Raw genomic sequence first — 16118 nt, forward strand, 5'->3', positions numbered from 1 at the left:
TCAGCCCTGCCCCCCGGCCCGCAGCGACATCAGCTCGGCCAGGTCGACACCCGCCCGCGCGAAGCGGTCCTCGGCCGGCGGGAACCCGTCACCGCGGACCAGTCGGCCGCCGGACCGGTGGAACAGGTCCGAGACCTCGACGACCCCCTGCTCCACGCGCCCCGTCACCCCGACGATCTCGCGGACCTCCCGCCGGCCGTCCGCCGTCACCCCGAGGTGCACGACCACGTCCACGGCGCTCGCGACCGTCGGGACGACGAAGCGGTCCGACACGTTCTCCCCGGCCAGGAGCGGCAGGGTGCACATCTTGGAGATCGCTTCCCGGGCCGAGTTCGCGTGGATCGTGCACATCCCGGGCACACCCGCGTTCAGAGCGATCAGCAGGTCGAAGCTCTCGGCCTCGCGCACCTCCCCGATCACGATGCGGTCCGGGCGCATGCGCAGCGCCTCCTTGACGAGCCGTCGCAGCGGGATCTCGCCCGTCCCCTCGAGGCTGGGCTGGCGGCACTGCATCGAGACGATGTCTCGCACCGCGAGCCGCAGCTCGAACACCTCCTCGCACGTGACGACCCGGTCCTGGGACGGGATCGATCCGGCGAGAGCGTTGAGCATGGTCGTCTTGCCCGCCTGGGTCGCCCCGGCGACGAGGACGTTGAGACCGGCCCGGACCGAGGCGTGCAGGAACGCCGCCGCGTGCGGGGTCAGGGAACCCAGACGCACCAGGTGGTCCAGGTGCGAGGCCCGCACGACGTGCTTGCGGATGTTCACCGCGAAGTGCTCGCGGGTCACGTCCGGGATCACCACGTGGAGCCTCTCCCCGCCGGGCAGCGCGGCGTCGACGAACGGGCTCGAGAGGTCGAGGCGACGGCCGGAGGACTTGAGCATCTGCTCGACGAGGTCGCGGACCTGCGTCGAGGTCAGGATGGTCGAGGTGAGCTCGGCGCTGCCGCCCCGGGCGACGAACACCTTGGCGGGCGAGTTGATCCATATCTCCTCGACCTCCGGGTCGTCGAGGTACTTCTGGAGCGGACCGAGCCCCGCGACCGCGTCGAGGACCGCACGCATCGCGCCCTGCGCGTCGGCGAGCGGTGGCACGACCCCGAGAGCGGTCCGGGAGTCGTAGTCGGCCAGGGCGTCCGCGACGAGGCGGTCGATCCCGTCCTTGTCGCGCACCGGGTCCACTCCCCGCCGACGGATCAGCTCGCGCACCTCGGTCTCGAGGATCGTCACACCGCTGGTGCTCACGTCGTCGTCACGCCCCCCTTGCGTCCCCCTGCACGCCCCCCGCGCAGCCAGCGGCCCCGGTGTCGCGGAGCGGCTGAGCGCCGACACTAGGGCACATCCCCCGGGGCGCGCACGCGCCCTGTGGACGACTGGTCAGGATCGGCAGCATTCCGCGCCTGGGAGCACTCAGCACTGTCCGGGATGTGGTCACCGTCACGTTCGCTCCGGGACCCGGGCGCGCTCGTTCGAGCGTCCAGCCACGTTCGACCTGGCGGCGCCCACCCCCGGCGAACCCGACGCTGCCCCGCCCGGCGACGCCCTCGGCACGCACCGACGCCACCAGGCTTAGGGTCGTGGTCATGTCGACGCCCCACCCCGCAGACCCGAGGCCCCCGCAGCGCACCCAGTCCTCGCCCCACGTCCCGGGCCGCTGGCGCGCGGCCGCGGCAGCCACCGGGCTCCTGCGCGCCGACGGCAGCGTCGCGTCCACGATCTTCGCCGAGATGACGAACCTCGCCGCGCGCACGGGCGCGATCAACCTGGGCCAGGGCTTCCCGGACATCGACGGCCCGCACGCCATCAAGCAGGCCGCGATCCGCGCGATCGAGGACGGGTACAACCAGTACCCGCCGGGCACGGGAGTCCCCGAGCTGCGCCGGGCCGTCGCGGACCACCAGCGACGCCACTACGGCCTGGACCTGGACCCGGACACCGAGGTCCTGGTCACCACGGGGGCCACCGAGGCGCTCGCGGCCACCGTCCTGGCCCTCGCGGGCCCGGGCGACGAGGTCGTGACCCTGGAGCCCTTCTACGACTCCCACGCGGCCGTCATCGCGCTCGCGGGAGCCACGCACGTGACCGTGCCGCTCCACCCGACCCCGGACGGCTTCCGCCTCGACCCCGCCCAGGTGCGTGCCGCCGTCGGGCCGCGGACCCGGCTGGTCCTCGTCAACACGCCGCACAACCCGACCGGGACGGTCCTGACGCGCGCCGAGCTGCAGGTCGTCGCGGACGCGGCCCGCTCCGTGGACGCGATCGTCGTGACCGACGAGGTCTACGAGCACCTCGTGTACGACGACGCCGTGCACGTGCCCGTCGCGACCCTGCCGGGCTTGGCCGAGCGCACGATCACCATCTCGTCGGCGGGCAAGACCTTCTCGTTCACGGGCTGGAAGATCGGCTGGCTGCACGGGCCGGCACACCTCGTGGAGGCCGTGCGGACGGTCAAGCAGTTCCTGACGTACACGTCGGGGGCGCCGTTCCAGCCCGCGATCGCCCAGGCGCTCGCCGACGACGACGCCCCGCGCGCGCTCGCGGCGTCCTTGCGCGACCGGCGGGACCTGCTGTGCGAGGGCCTCGTGGCGGCCGGGTTCGAGGTCGTCGTACCGCGCGGGACGTACTTCGTGGTCGCGGACGGCGCCCCGCTGGGCTTCGACGACGGCGTCGAGCTGTGCCGCCGGCTCCCGGGCCTCGCGGGCGTCGTGGGCGTGCCCGTGAGCGCTTTCTGCCGCGCGCCAGGAACGCCGGGTGACGAGTCGCACGGCCCGACGACGGCCCGCGCCCTCGCCTCACGGGTCCGCTTCACGTTCGTCAAGCGGGAGGACGTGCTCCGTGACGCGGTCGGGCGCCTCGGCGCACTGCGCGAAGGCCGCTAGACGCGAGGCGCGACGACGCGCGTGCGCTCCGAGCGTCCGGCTCGCGTCGTACGGGACGTCAGGACGTCAGCAGACGCCCGGTAGCCGCTCCTCGACCACCGGGGGCGCGACCGGAGGCGCAACCTCTCCCGTGCCGGCACCGGGGTCCGTTCCCGGATCGGTCCCCGCTGCCGGGTCCGTGCCGGCCGCGGGGTCCGTGCCCTGGACCGCGCCGGTGTCCGGCACCACGTCGGTGGGGGCGGGGGTCTCGTGCCCGGGCGGCGGCTCGTCGGCGGCCATGCGGTCCCAGATCGCCTGGGCGTCCTTGGTCCACACGACGCGGTTCTTGTTGGTCGGCGCATCGATGACGGGCAGCTCGGTGAAGACGATCTCGTTCGTGTCGATGTCCTTGAGCGAGAACGCCAGTCCGGCGAGCGAGTCGAGGCCCGCGAGGCTGGGGCTCGCGCTCACGGAGGACAGGACGGCCTTGATCATGCCGTAGAGCTCGGGCGCGTTGGTGATGAGGTTCTTGGACAGGACCTCGCGGAGCATCGAGTCGATGAACGCCTGCTGGCGCGGGATCCGGGAGAGGTCGCTCCCCATCTCGAGGCCCATGCCCGTCCCGTGGCGCGCCCTCAGGTAGCTGATCGCCTGGTCGCCGTTCAAGGTCGTCTGACCCGCCGGCAGGTCGAGCGTCCCGTACCGGGGGTTCTCCTTCATGGGTTCGGGGAGGCACATGGTGACCCCGCCGATCGCGTTGACGACGCCCACGACGCCGTTCATCTTCAGCACGACGTGGTCGGTGATCGTCAGCCCGGTGAGCGACTGCACGGTCGTGATGGTGCAGGCGGCGGCGCCCACCATGTCGTCGTCCTGCCCGGCCCCGATCTGGAACGCCTCGTTGAACATCGTGTCCTTGCGCGGCTTCGAGGTCGACCCGTTCGAGAGGTTGCACGACGGGATGTCGACCAGCGAGTCACGCGGGATGGAGACGACCTCCATGCGCGTGCGGTCACCCGAGACGTGCACCACGAACGTGGTGTCCGACCGCATGCCCTCTTCCTCGCCCGCGATCGCAGCGTTCTCGGCGTCGCGGTAGTCCGTGCCCATCACGAGGATGTTGAGCGCCTTGCCCGCGAACGGGTCGTCCGGGTCACGAGGAGGCTCCGGTGACGCGCCCTCGACGAGGTCGGAGACGTCGCTCACGTCCACCGCGTTCTGGAAGTCGACGTACATCGCGGCCGCGGCCGTGCCGGCGAAGACCAGGCTCCCGGTGGCGACCATTCCGACGATGCGAAGGGCCGTGTGCGAGCGCAGGGAGCGCGCGTGATGAGGGCCGCTCTTCGAGGCGGTCTTCGGGCTGGGCATGGGAAGAGCCTAGAGGCACCAGAAGGGTGCGGCCTTCGTGTCGTGCAAAGGAAGTGTGAAGTGTCCCGTCGACGTGGGGGCGCACGGCGGCCCCACGGCCCGTCAGGTCGGCAGGTGCCAGCCGCCCTTGCGGAAGGCCGGGGTGGCCAGACCGAGCACCAGCAGGGACGCCACCACGGCGCCGAGCATGACCGCGCTCATGGCCACCTCGTCGCCCCCGAGGACGCCCACGAGGGGGCTCACGAGGCCTGCGACACCGGCCTGGAACGCCCCGATGACTGCCGCTGCGGTGCCGGCCCTCTCGCCGTGGCGCGTGAGCGCGAGCGCTGACGCGTTGGCCGGGATGAGCCCCTGGAGCGCGAGCGTGAGCCAGAGCGCCGCGAGAAGACCGATCAGCCCTCCCGCCCCGGTGAGCGCCACGACGAGCAGACCCACGGCGAACACCGACTGCAGGACGAGGGCCGTGCGCAGGATCCGGATGGGCGCGACGCGGCGCACCAGCGAGGCGTTGACCTGGGCGGAGATCACGAGCCCGATCCCGTTCACCGCGAAGAGCGCCGCGAACTGCCCGTGCGTCAGGCCGTAGCCCTCCTGCAGCACGAACGGTGAGCCGACGACGTAGCTCATGAGGACGGCCATGCCGAGCCCGGGCAGCACGGCAAGGGCCAGGAAGTGGCGGTCGCGCAACAGGGTCCCGTACCCACGGAAGACGCTGCCGATCCCGCCGGTCTGGCGCCGCTCGGTCTCGAGCGTCTCGGGCATGAAGCGCAGCACGATCAGGGCCAGGATCACGCCGAGCACCGCGAGGACCCAGAAGACCCAGCGCCACGTCCCGTGCGAGGCGATCAGCGAGCCGAACGTCGGCGCGAGGAGGGGCGCGAGCCCGATCACGAGCATGAGGCGCGACAGGATGCGTGCCGCGTCCGACCCGGTGAACCGGTCGCGGATCACGGCGATCGAGACGACCTGGGCCGAGGCGTTGAAGAAGCCCTGGAGCACGCGCAGCGTGATGAGCCACCCGATCCCGGGCACGACCGCGCACAGGATCGAGGTGACGACGTGCAGCGAGAGCCCGATGATCACGGGCGCACGGCGTCCGTACCGGTCGGAGAGCGGTCCGATCACCAGCTGTCCCACGGCGCCGCCGACGAGCATCCCGGCCAGGGTGAGCTGCGCGAGCGCGGGGCTCGCGTCCAGGTCGGTGGCGACGTCGGGCAGGAGCGGCAGGTACATGTCGACCGTGAAGGCCGGGAGCGTCGCGAGGGCGCCGAGGAGGAGGACCCACTTGACCGTGGAGCGGCCGGACCTGCGGGCCGGGGTGCCGACGGTGCTGCGGACGGCGTCGAGGGGCGGCGCCGTCGGGGCGGAGGCAGGTCCTGCCGGTGGGGTGCTCATGGGAGCCAATCATAACGATTCGATGATTGCCCCGAGCCACCGCCACGAGGCGGTGGCCCTCGCGGCTCCGTGGCGCGGGGCGAGCGCGGCGTCCCGGCCGGACGCCCCAGCGGGTACTGGACGCCTAGGGTCCCGCGAAGAGCCAGGCCGCACCGAGGGGGGCGAGCGCGAGGAGCGGGACGGTCCAGGTGATCAGGGACGAGGCGACCCGTGCACCTCGGTCTGCCGCTTCCCCAGCCCCCTCTCCCGCGACCGGCAGCGGCGAGACGACGGGGTCGTCGAGGGCACCCTGGCGGACCTGGACGACGCTCCAGACCGTGCCCGCGACGAGGGCCAGCGCCCCCGCGGTCGCGACCGGCACCGCCGAGAGGACGAGGACCTCGCTGTCCAGCAGGACGGCACAGACCCCGAGCGATCCCGTCAGCAGCGTGAGGACGAGCCAGGAGACCACCGGCCGGTCGAGGATGTGCCGCAGCACCGTCGAGCTGTGTCGCGCGAAGAGCAGGAGCACGACGCCGAGCGCCACGACCATGAGCAGCATCCCGACCGTGAGGCCGACGGTCGCGCCCGCCGCACCCGTGCGCCACGCGTCGACGGCGGCGCCACCTCCCCACCCGAGCACCAGCATCCCGAGGACCTGACTCCCCACGGGCCCCAGGACCGTCACCATGTCCCACCGCCCTGCGGGCTGCACGGGCAGGTCGAGGCTGCGCGCGTAGGCCACCGGGTCCCCGAACACCTCGGACGCCTTCTCGCCGCTCTCGGCGCAGTGGGACTCGACCTCTGTGAGAGCTGCCCCGAGCACGTCCCCGGGCACGTCGAGCAGGCGCAGCTCGATCACGAAGCCCTCGGCCCACTCCTCCTCGACGTGAGGCGCCAGGCTTCGCTCGATCTCGTAGCGCGCGGCTCTGCGCCTCTCGCGCAGGGGGGATGTCTGAGGGGTGCGGGACATCAGGTCTCCTCGGTCTGTGCTGGTCGGTCGGCGGGCTCGGTGCGGTCCGGTCCGACGACAAGGTCATGGGTGGTCTGCACGAACGCGTCCCACAGCGCGGTGCGCTGTGCGAGCTCGGCGCGGCCCGCCGGGGTCAGGTCGTAGTACTTGCGCCCGGGTCCGCCGTCGCCGGCCCGCCACTCGACGGTCACGAGCCCACCGGCCTCGAGGCGCCCCAGCAGCGGGTAGAGCGTGCCGCCCTTGATCGCGCCGAGCCCGGCGTCGGCGAGGCGCGCCGCGATCGCGTACCCGTAGGTGGGGCCGTCGGCGAGGATGCGCAGCGCGCAGACGTCGAGGACGCCGCGCAGCCACTCGCTGGGCCAGGTGTTCTCGGACATGACTAGATAGTGTCGCGAACTAGTCAGGCTGTCAATCTAGTTGGGTCACCATGCCCGACGGCGCCGCTCGCCCCGCCGACGACACGGCGGCCGAGCGCAGCGTGGGTGGCGCGAGGCATCCTGGGAGGCATGTGCGGACGCTATGCCTCCTTCCGGGACGCCCAGGACCTGGCCGACGAGTTCGCGATCGCCGACCTCGCCGACGACGCGCGCCTCCTGCCGCCCTCCTGGAACGTCGCCCCGACCGACCCCGTACGGATCGTGGTCGAGCGTGCAGCCAAGGACACGGGCGAGGTCCGCCGCTCCCTGCGGGTGGCCCGGTGGGGGCTCGTGCCGAGCTGGGCCAAGGACCCGGGCGTCGGGGCCCGGATGATCAACGCGCGCGCGGAGTCGCTGCTGGACAAGCCCGCGTTCGCCAAGCCGTTCGCGGCCCGCCGCTGCCTGGTGCCCGCCGACGGGTACTACGAGTGGCGCCGCATCGAGACTCCCCCGGCCCCGGGCTCGACCGCCCGCAAGCCCAAGGTCTCCAAGCAGCCCTTCTTCATCCACCCCGAGGGGCCCGCGGTCGCCGCGTTCGCGGGTCTCTACGAGTTCTGGCGCGACCGCACCAAGGCCGACGACGACCCGGACCGCTGGCTCGTGTCGACGACCGTCGTGACGACCGCAGCCACGCCGGCGCTCGCGTCGATCCACGACCGCATGCCGCTGACGCTCGCCCCTGACCTGTGGGACGCGTGGCTCGATCCTGCGGTCGGCAAGGACGAGGCGGCCGGTCTGCTCGTCGCCCCCGAGGTACGCATGACGGCGCAGGAGGTCGCACCGCTGGTCAACAGCGTCGCCAACGACGGGCCCGAGCTGGTCCTCGCGGTCTGAGACCCGGGGCGGCGTTCCGGCGGCCACGGGCGTGCACTGCGACGCGGACCGGTCACCGGTCCGCGCCGCCCTGACCGAAGGGCGGTCAGCCCTTGTACGCCCACTGGAGACGCACGGGCTCGATCACCCCGAGGCCATGGACCTCGCGCTCGGGCTGGGCCGTCAGCGCGAACCGCGAGTCCCGCGACAGGAGCGCGGCCGTCTCGCGGTCGATCAGCACGGTCGCCGGCTCGGCGATCTCGGTGAGCCGCGACGCGAGGTTGACCGACGGGCCGAACACGTCACCGAAGCGCGAGAGCACCCTGCCCCAGACGAGGCTGACCCGGACGGGCGGGACCTCGACCCCCTCGCCGGCCCGCTCGGCCTCCTCGGCGAGACCGAGCGCGACCTTGGCACCCGTCGCGACGTCGTCGGCGACGTACAGGACCGCGTCGCCGATGGTCTTGACGACCCGACCGCCCGCGGCGGTGATGACGTCGCGCGCCCGGGTCTCGAAGAGCTGGACGAACTCGGCGAGCTCGCTCGACCCCAGACCCGCCGTCCGCTTGGTGAACGACACGATGTCGGCGAACCCGACGGCCCGCGGGAGCGGCAGCGCCTGGGAGTCCGTGACGTCGCCCGCGCGCGCGTCGGAGAACTCGACCGTGAAGCGCGCGGCGACGGCCGCGAGCTGTCGTCGCCAGGCGTGGCTCAGCTGGGTCTCCAGCACGGGCGCGAGGTCCGGGAGGCGGTCGAGCACGAGCAGCCGGGCGCTCGTGTCGTCGAGGTCGAACCGCTTGGTCATGTGCTCGACGAGCGCCTCGACCTGCCAGAGCACGAGCCGTTCGGTCGTGTGGCCCATCGACCGGATGAGGGTCGTCAGCGACCGGTCGTCGAACTGCTCGCGCTCGGCGACCGAGTAGATCTGCTCGAGGGCGACCGCGTCGTCCTCGGTGAACATCTGCTCCTGCTCCTCGGTGATCGGGAGCCCGAGCGCCTGCCAGTACGAGCGCACCTGCTTCTCCGTGAGCCCGGCCCGCTCCGCGAGCCCCTCGACCGTGAGGGCACGGGGCCCACCCAGGAGGGCCGCATCGACGTCTGCCTCGACCGTCGCCCGCTCGGGGACACCAGGGCCGTCCGCTCGACTCTCCTCGGCTGCCTTCGTCGTCTCGGTGGTCTCTTCGGCTGCCTCAGGGATGTCGTGCGTCACAGACAGATCCTAGTTCAGCGCGGCCGTGCGCCTCGGCCCGCTCACCCGGCGGGAGCACCGACGGGGCCGCCGACGGGCCCCGAGGAGGCCGTCCCGCCGGTCACCGAGGAGGTCCCCGAGCCGGCCGCGGATCCCGAGCCCACGCGCAGGTGGTGCACGTCGCCGCTGTGCAGCGAACGGACCGTCCCGTCGTCGCCCCGGACGAGCAACGAACCGTCGGGGCCGAACCCGTAGGCCTCACCCGTGACCTGTCCCCCGCCCGTGAGGTCGATGCGCACGTGCGCACCCAGCGTCCCGCTGACCTCGACGCACTCCGCGACGAGGCCCGCGGCCTCGGCGTCCCCGCCCGCGTCCTGCCACCGACCGAGCGTCAGCGCGAACGACTCCTCGAGCGCGGTGAGCAGGACCTCGCGGTCGGTCGTGGCCGCCCCCGCCAGGGCGAGCGACGTGGCCGAGGCGACCGGGAGCTCGCCCTCGCCCTGCAGGACGTTGAGCCCGACGCCCACGATCGCTCCGCCGTCGGGCAGGAGCTCGCACAGGATGCCCGCGACCTTGCGGTACGTCCCCCACCCCTCGATCTCCTCCGCCTCCTCGCCACCGGCAGCGGCGCCCGGCCCCGGGACGAGCACGTCGTTGGGCCACTTGACCACGGCCTCGACGCCCGCGGTCGCGCGCAGGCACCGGACCGTCGCGAGGCCCGCGAGCAGCGGCAGCCAGCTCAGGCTCTCGCGCGGCACGTCGGGGCGGACCAGGAGCGAGCCCGTCAGCGCGGTCCGCGCGGGCGTCTCCCAGGTGCGCCCCGCACGTCCCCGCCCACCGACCTGGTGCTCGGCCACGAGCAGCGCGGGCGCAGGCCAGGCCCGCGGGTCCGCAGCCACGGCCGCGGCCAGCTCGGTGTTGGTCGAGACGGACTCCTCGACGACCTCGAGGCGCTCGAGCGGGCCGTGCGGGACCACGAGCAGGTCCCGCAGGAAGTCGGGGCGCAGCGCGGGGCGGTCGGCAGTCGTCATGCCCCCATCATGCACGGACGCGCCCGGGGGACGGCAGCACCACCCGCACGACGAACCGGCATCCCGCACGACGACGGGCACCGCCTCGCAACGGATTGTGGGAACCCTCCAACGCCGACGCGGACGCCGGTGCGATCCCCCGCACCCGCTTGGTCCCACCCACCAACTAGGCTCGTCTGCGTGAACGAACCTGTCGCCGGCACCACCCCGGCCCCCACCGGTCAGCTCATCGGCACCGCAGCGAAGCTCGCCGACCTCGACCGTCGGCGCGCCGAGGCGTCCGTCGCGCCCGAGGAGACGGCTCGCGCCAAGCAGCACGCCCGGAACAAGAAGACGGCCCGCGAGCGGATCGAGGCCCTGCTCGACGAGGGCAGCTTCGTCGAGCTCGACGCGTTCGCCAAGCACCGCTCGACCAACTTCGGGCTCGAGAAGAAGCGGCTCGCGGGCGACGGCGTGGTCGTGGGGCACGGGACAGTCGACGGCCGTCAGGTGTGCATCTACTCCCAGGACTTCACGGTCTTCGGCGGGAGCCTCGGCGAGGTGCACGGCCAGAAGATCACCAAGGTCCAGGACCTGGCGCTGCGCACGGGCGTACCGCTCATCGGGATCTCCGACGGCGGCGGCGCACGCATCCAGGAGGGCGTCGCGGCCCTGACGCAGTTCGCGGAGATCTTCCGCCGCAACGTCGCGGCCTCGGGCGTCATCCCGCAGATCTCGCTCATCCTCGGCCCGAGCGCGGGCGGGGCCGTGTACTCCCCGGCCCTGACCGACTTCATCGTCATGGCCGACCAGACGTCGAACATGTTCATCACGGGCCCCGACGTGATCCGTGCGGTCACGGGCGAGGACGTGGGCTTCGAGGAGCTCGGCGGGGCGCGCACCCACAACGAGCGCTCGGGCGTCGCGCACTACATGGGCACCGACGAGGACGACGCGATCGACTACGTGCGCCACCTCATCGGCTACCTGCCGCAGAACAACCTCTCGGACGCCCCCGGCTTCCCGCCCGAGGACACCGAGCTCGAGGTCACGGACGAGGACCTCGAGCTCGACACCCTGGTGCCCGACTCGGACTCGCAGCCGTACGACATGCGCACCGTGATCGAGCACGTCCTGGACGACGGCGACTTCCTCGAGGTCCAGCCGCTGTTCGCGAAGAACGTGCTGATCGGGTTCGGGCACGTCGAGGGCCAGTCGGTCGGCGTCGTGGCCAACCAGCCCCTCGCGATGGCCGGGACGCTCGACATCGACGCGGCCGAGAAGGCCGCGCGGTTCGTGCGCACGTGCGACGCGTTCAACATCCCCGTCCTGACGCTCGTGGACGTCCCGGGCTTCCTGCCGGGCGTCGACCAGGAGCACCAGGGCATCATCCGTCGCGGCGCCAAGCTCATCTACGCGTACGCCGAGGCCACGGTCCCGCTCGTCACGCTCATCACCCGCAAGGCGTACGGTGGCGCGTACATCGTCATGGGCTCCAAGCAGCTCGGCGCAGACGTCAACCTCGCGTGGCCCACGGCCCAGATCGCCGTCATGGGCGCGGGCGGCGCGGTCAACATCCTCCAGCGCGGCACCCTCAAGGCCGCGGCGGACGCGGGGCTGGACGTCGACGCCGAGCGGGCCCGCCTGGTCGGGGAGTACGAGGAGGCCATCGTGAACCCCTGGGACGCGGCCGAGCGCGGCTACGTCGACGCGGTGATCCGTCCGTCGGAGACCCGCGTGCAGGTCGTGCGTGCGCTGCGCGCGCTGCGCACCAAGCGTGCGAGCCTGCCCCCCAAGAAGCACGGGAACATCCCGCTGTGACCTCAGCACCGCACGACGACGCGAACCACGAGACGAACCGCGAGGACGACATGCCCGACGAGCACACGAGCGACAGCCACGAGGGCCACGAGGGCCACGACCACCCGGACAACGGTCACGACAGCGTGTCGCACGGCGCCGAGCCGCTCGGCCCGGTCGACGAGGCACCGCTGCACGCCGCGGTCGACGCCCTGGCAGCGGCGCTGCACGACTACATCGGCACCGCGGTCGGCGTGCGCTCCGAGTTCGGCGCGTCCGAGGCCGACGAGGACCCGCGCGTCCTGGCCCTCGAGGCGCGCATCAGCACGCTCAACGCCCAGGTCTACGACGCGCTGCACGGTTCGCTCGGAATGCACCCGGACCTCACGTCGCTCGTGTGGGCCTCGGACGAGGAGCTCGGCGCGGGCGTCGACGCGGACGCGCCCCCGGCCCCGGAGGTCGCCGAGCCCTTCTACCTGGGCTTCGTCGTGGGGCCGGGCTCGACGCCCGACTCCTCGCTCGACTCGGTCATCGACTTCCTCGACAACGCGGGCGAGCAGGTCGTCGCGGCCCTCGCCGAGGCCGGCTTCGACATCCCCGAGTGGGCCGCGTCGCGCGGCGAGGCCGCCGACTTCGAGGGGTACGGGGACGCGGCGGACGACCCGACGGACGGCAACCTGTGAGCGGGACCCCCGAGGCGTCGTCGGGACGTTCGCTGCGCGTGGTGCGCGGCGCTCCCGACGACCTCGAGGTCGCGGCGCTCGTCGCCGGCCTCGCCGCGGCCGCGGCGGCCGCGCACGTGCCCGACGACGAGGCGCCCCTGTCCGAGTGGACCAACCGTGCGCGCGGTCTGCGCGGGACCGGGGCGGGCGCGACGGCCAAGAGCTTCGGTGGCCGCTCGGGTCGGCACAACGCCGACTCCTGGCGGTGGAGCCTGCAGTCATGAGCCAGTCCACGACCGTCCTGGTCGAGCTCGCGGACGGCCCCGGGGCCGTCGAACGTCCGCTCACGGCCGACGGCAGCGGGCCCGCCCTGCCCCCGCTCCCGGCCCGCACCGGCTGGCGCCGGTGGGCGTGGATCGTCCCGACCGTCCCGACGGTCGCGCTCGTCGCCTACCAGCAGCTCGCCCCGTCGCAGGGCTGGCCCCTGCCGGCCGCCGTGCTGGGCGTCCTGACCGTCCTGCTCCTGCTCGTCGCGGTCCTCGCGCTCGCGCGCTACCTCGACGACCGCGACGCGCAGCGCGAGACCCGCGCACGCGACGCCCTGCTGACGGCGGCCGAGCGCACCACGGGCTCGGTGCTCGTCGACGTCACGGCCGGGGTTCCCTCCGGATCCGCACGCGAGCTGCCCGACGGCGCCGCGCACGTGAGCGGTCGGCTCACCTTCTCGGTCGACCACGTCCCCGTCCGGGCACCGTTCACGGTGCCCGTCCCCGCCGGGACGGACGGCCCCCGCTCGGGCGACCCCGTCGCGGTCTGGTACCCCCGGGGCACGGAAGGACGCCCACGCGTCGTCCTCGTGCGCTACCAGCGCGCCTGGGCCGACGACCTGCTCGCGGCGATGCACCCGGAGCGGACCGGCGGCGACGATCCGGACGACACGGGTACCACGCAGTAACCTCTACCGGGTGACCTCACCCACCTCGCCGGCCGAGCCCGGCACCCCCACCGCCCGGACCCCCCGCACGCCCTCGGCGATCGACGCGATCGCCGACGCGTACGTGCTGACGGTCGCCGACCTGAACCCGCTCGCCGCCACGGCCATGGGCCTCACGGGTTACGACCACCGCATGACCGACCTGTCGCCCGCCGGGTACGAGGCCCTCGCGGCCGCGGACCGGGCCGTGCTGGCCGAGCTCGCGGACGTCGAGCCCGTCGACGACGTCGACCGCGTCACGCTCGCCGCGATGCGCGAGCGCATCGGTCTCTCGCTCGAGCTCCACGAGGCCGGCGAGGACCTCTCGCTACTCAACAACATCGCGTCCCCGCTGCAGGAGCTGCGCGACATCTTCGACATGATGCCCACGGGCACGGTCGAGGCCTGGGAGAACGTCGCGGCCCGGCTCGCCGCCCTCCCGGGCGCCATGGACGGGTACATCGCCTCGCTCAGGGCCGGCGCCGCGCGCGGCAACGTCGCAGCGATCCGCCAGGTCCGCGAGGGCGTCAAGCAGGCCCGCGAGCTCGCGGACCCCGAGACGTCGTTCTTCGTCACGTTCGTCCGTGGCGACGAGGCCGCAGCGGTCCTCGACGAGTCCGCCGCATGCTCCCTGGTGCGCAAGGAGCTCGAGATCGGCGCCACCGACGCCGTGGCCGCCTACGGCAGGCTCGCTGCCTTCCTCGAGGACGAGCTCGCCCCGCAGGCCCCCACGGCCGACGGCGTGGGGCGCGAGCGCTACGCCCTCGCGTCGCGCAACTTCCTCGGGGCCGAGGTCGACCTCGAGGAGACCTACCGGTGGGGACTCGAGGAGCTCGCGCGCGTCATCGCCGAGCAGGAGGCCGTCGCCGCCCAGATCGCCGGGCCCGGCGCCACGGTCGAGGAGGCCGTCGCGATCCTCGACGCGGACCCGAGCCGCAAGCTCGACGGCACCGACGCGCTGCGCGCGTGGATGCAGGAGACGTCCGACGCCGCGATCCAGGCGCTCGACGGCGTGCACTTCGACATCCCCACCCCGGTCCTGGACCTCGAGTGCATGATCGCCCCGACCCAGACCGGCGGGATCTACTACACGCCCCCGAGCGACGACTTCTCGCGCCCCGGGCGCATGTGGTGGTCCGTGCCCCCGGGCGTCACCGAGTTCAACACGTGGCGCGAGAAGACGACCGTCTACCACGAGGGCGTCCCGGGCCACCACCTGCAGTGCGGCCAGGCCGTCGCGGCGCGCGACACGCTCAACTCCTGGCGCCGCCTCGCGTGCTGGGTCTCGGGCCACGGCGAGGGCTGGGCCCTGTACGCCGAGCGCCTCATGGCCGACCTGGGCTACCTCGACGACCCGGGCGACCGGCTCGGGATGCTCGACGGCCAGCGCATGCGCGCCGCGCGCGTCGTGCTCGACATCGGTGTGCACCTGGGGCTCGACGCCCCCGAGGAGTGGCGCGGCGACTCCGAGGACCCGCGCTGGGACGCGGACAAGGCCTGGGAGTTCCTCAAGGCCAACGTCAACATGGACGAGTCGTTCGTGCGCTTCGAGCTCAACCGCTACCTCGGGTGGCCGGGGCAGGCCCCGTCCTACAAGGTCGGCCAGCGCCTGTGGGAGCAGACGCGCGACGCGGCCCGTGCGGCTGCGGAGGCCCGCGGCGAGGAGTTCGACGTCAAGGCGTTCCACGAGCGCGCGCTGAACCTCGGCTCGGTCGGCCTCGACGTGCTGCGCGGAGCCCTGCGGTGAACGAGCCCACGAGCCTCCCCGCTCCCCGCCTGCTCCTGGCCTCGCAGTCCCCGGCCAGGCTCGCGACCCTGCGCTCGGCGGGCGTCACGCCCGAGGTCCGGGTCTCCGGACTCGACGAGGACGCGGTCCTCGACGCCGCGACCGCACGGTTCGGTGCGCTCGACCCCGCCGACGCGGTGCTCGTCCTCGCCCAGGCGAAGGCCGAGGAGGTCGCCCAGGTGATCACGCGCGAGGCGCGCGAGCGGGACGAGGCGAGCGACGCCGTCGGGCCCGAGGAGAGCGCACCGATCGTGGTCGGCTGCGACTCGATGCTCGAGCTCGCGGGCGAGGTGTACGGCAAGCCGAAGGACGCCGACGAGGCGACCGCCCGGTGGCGCGCGATGCGTGGCCGGTCCGGCGTGCTGCACACCGGGCACTGGCTCGTCGACCTGCGCGACCCGCAGGACGGCGGAAGCGGGGCGACGCTGGGCGCGACCAGCTCGACCACGATCCACTTCGCCGACGTGACCGACGCCGAGATCGCCGCCTACGTCGCGACGGGCGAGCCCCTCGCGGTCGCCGGCGCGTTCACGGTCGACGGGCTGGGCGGGGCGTTCGTCGAGAGCATCGAGGGCGACCACCACGGCGTGGTCGGCATCAGCCTGCCGCTCGTGCGCGAGCTGCTCGGCGAGATCGACGTGGCCTGGACCGACCTCTGGGCGTGAGCCCCTGACGGCCCGCCTGCTCCGCCGCGCCACGCCCTCGGGTGCGGCGCGGCGGAGCGGGCGGGCCGTCGCTTGTCGAGGCCGCACAACCCAGGCCGACCCCGGGGCGGTTCGTCCCGCCGACCATGGAGGGTTCCTACAAACGACCCCGGTGCGCCTTGGCCTGATCTCCAATCTTGTCCGGTACCGGTGGTCGGAGCGTGAACCGAGGGCGCCCGACGCGTTACCGTG

15 protein-coding genes are annotated in these 16118 nt (G+C 73.2%); 8 read left to right on the plus strand and 7 right to left on the minus strand.

The window, feature by feature from the left end:
* The gene (locus tag ACIPWA_RS12090) at positions 1–1245 is read right to left on the minus strand and encodes a TadA family conjugal transfer-associated ATPase (protein WP_400290422.1); all 1245 of its coding nucleotides are present in this window, start codon (positions 1243–1245) and stop codon (positions 1–3) included.
* A 338-nt stretch (positions 1246–1583) separates the two neighbouring features.
* On the opposite strand from ACIPWA_RS12090, the gene ACIPWA_RS12095 reads away from it, so the two are divergent.
* On the plus strand, positions 1584–2879 hold the full coding sequence (locus ACIPWA_RS12095; RefSeq protein WP_400290424.1) for a pyridoxal phosphate-dependent aminotransferase: 1296 nt from the start codon (positions 1584–1586) through the stop codon (positions 2877–2879).
* Between the two features lie 66 nt (positions 2880–2945).
* On the opposite strand, the gene ACIPWA_RS12100 is transcribed toward ACIPWA_RS12095, so the two are convergent.
* The 4 genes from ACIPWA_RS12100 to ACIPWA_RS12115 all read right to left on the minus strand — a co-directional run bounded on the left by ACIPWA_RS12100 (position 2946) and on the right by ACIPWA_RS12115 (position 6950).
* A complete protein-coding gene (locus ACIPWA_RS12100; protein ID WP_400290427.1) occupies positions 2946–4226 on the minus strand; it encodes an LCP family protein in 1281 nt (426 codons plus the stop codon).
* Positions 4227–4328: 102 nt separating this feature from the next.
* Entirely contained in the window at positions 4329–5621 is a 1293-nt protein-coding gene (locus tag ACIPWA_RS12105; protein ID WP_400290429.1) for a multidrug effflux MFS transporter, read from the minus strand.
* A 124-nt stretch (positions 5622–5745) separates the two neighbouring features.
* Complete coding sequence (locus tag ACIPWA_RS12110) at positions 5746–6573, minus strand: hypothetical protein (RefSeq protein ID WP_400290431.1); 828 nt, start codon at positions 6571–6573, stop codon at positions 5746–5748.
* Positions 6573–6950 carry a PadR family transcriptional regulator gene (locus tag ACIPWA_RS12115; protein ID WP_400290433.1) on the minus strand — a complete coding sequence of 126 codons (378 nt, stop codon included), beginning with the start codon at positions 6948–6950 and terminating at the stop codon, positions 6573–6575. Before ACIPWA_RS12115 ends, ACIPWA_RS12110 begins: the two co-directional genes overlap by 1 nt.
* Before the next feature lie 129 nt (positions 6951–7079).
* Between ACIPWA_RS12115 and ACIPWA_RS12120 the strand changes: the two genes are divergently transcribed.
* Positions 7080–7823: an SOS response-associated peptidase gene (locus ACIPWA_RS12120; protein WP_400290436.1), complete on the plus strand. Its 744-nt coding sequence runs from the start codon at positions 7080–7082 to the stop codon at positions 7821–7823.
* A gap of 85 nt (positions 7824–7908) precedes the next feature.
* Here the strand turns inward: ACIPWA_RS12120 and ACIPWA_RS12125 are convergent, their stop codons facing one another.
* Positions 7909–9012 (minus strand): adenylate/guanylate cyclase domain-containing protein, encoded by a 1104-nt coding sequence (locus ACIPWA_RS12125; RefSeq protein ID WP_056763318.1) that lies wholly within the window; start codon positions 9010–9012, stop codon positions 7909–7911.
* Positions 9013–9053: 41 nt separating this feature from the next.
* Positions 9054–10022 (minus strand): biotin--[acetyl-CoA-carboxylase] ligase, encoded by a 969-nt coding sequence (locus ACIPWA_RS12130; RefSeq protein WP_400290438.1) that lies wholly within the window; start codon positions 10020–10022, stop codon positions 9054–9056.
* A 180-nt stretch (positions 10023–10202) separates the two neighbouring features.
* On the opposite strand from ACIPWA_RS12130, the gene ACIPWA_RS12135 reads away from it, so the two are divergent.
* From ACIPWA_RS12135 to ACIPWA_RS12160, 6 genes are read left to right on the plus strand one after another with little or no spacing between them, the layout of a single operon-like run.
* Complete coding sequence (locus tag ACIPWA_RS12135; protein WP_068627642.1) at positions 10203–11822, plus strand: acyl-CoA carboxylase subunit beta; 1620 nt, start codon at positions 10203–10205, stop codon at positions 11820–11822.
* A complete protein-coding gene (locus tag ACIPWA_RS12140; protein ID WP_400290440.1) occupies positions 11819–12484 on the plus strand; it encodes a hypothetical protein in 666 nt (221 codons plus the stop codon). Before ACIPWA_RS12135 ends, ACIPWA_RS12140 begins: the two co-directional genes overlap by 4 nt.
* The gene (locus ACIPWA_RS12145; protein ID WP_056650394.1) at positions 12481–12747 is read left to right on the plus strand and encodes an acyl-CoA carboxylase epsilon subunit; all 267 of its coding nucleotides are present in this window, start codon (positions 12481–12483) and stop codon (positions 12745–12747) included. Before ACIPWA_RS12140 ends, ACIPWA_RS12145 begins: the two co-directional genes overlap by 4 nt.
* Positions 12744–13418, plus strand: coding sequence for a hypothetical protein (locus ACIPWA_RS12150; protein WP_400290443.1), 675 nt, complete (start codon positions 12744–12746; stop codon positions 13416–13418). The genes ACIPWA_RS12145 and ACIPWA_RS12150 overlap by 4 nt, the downstream gene beginning before the upstream one ends.
* 10 nt (positions 13419–13428) lie before the next feature.
* On the plus strand, positions 13429–15183 hold the full coding sequence (locus ACIPWA_RS12155; protein WP_400290444.1) for a DUF885 domain-containing protein: 1755 nt from the start codon (positions 13429–13431) through the stop codon (positions 15181–15183).
* On the plus strand, positions 15180–15887 hold the full coding sequence (locus tag ACIPWA_RS12160; RefSeq protein WP_400290446.1) for a Maf family protein: 708 nt from the start codon (positions 15180–15182) through the stop codon (positions 15885–15887). The genes ACIPWA_RS12155 and ACIPWA_RS12160 overlap by 4 nt, the downstream gene beginning before the upstream one ends.
* The last annotated feature ends 231 nt before the right edge of the window (positions 15888–16118 follow it).

This window comes from Oerskovia enterophila (assembly GCF_044748475.1).
Lineage (GTDB): Bacteria > Actinomycetota > Actinomycetes > Actinomycetales > Cellulomonadaceae > Oerskovia > Oerskovia enterophila.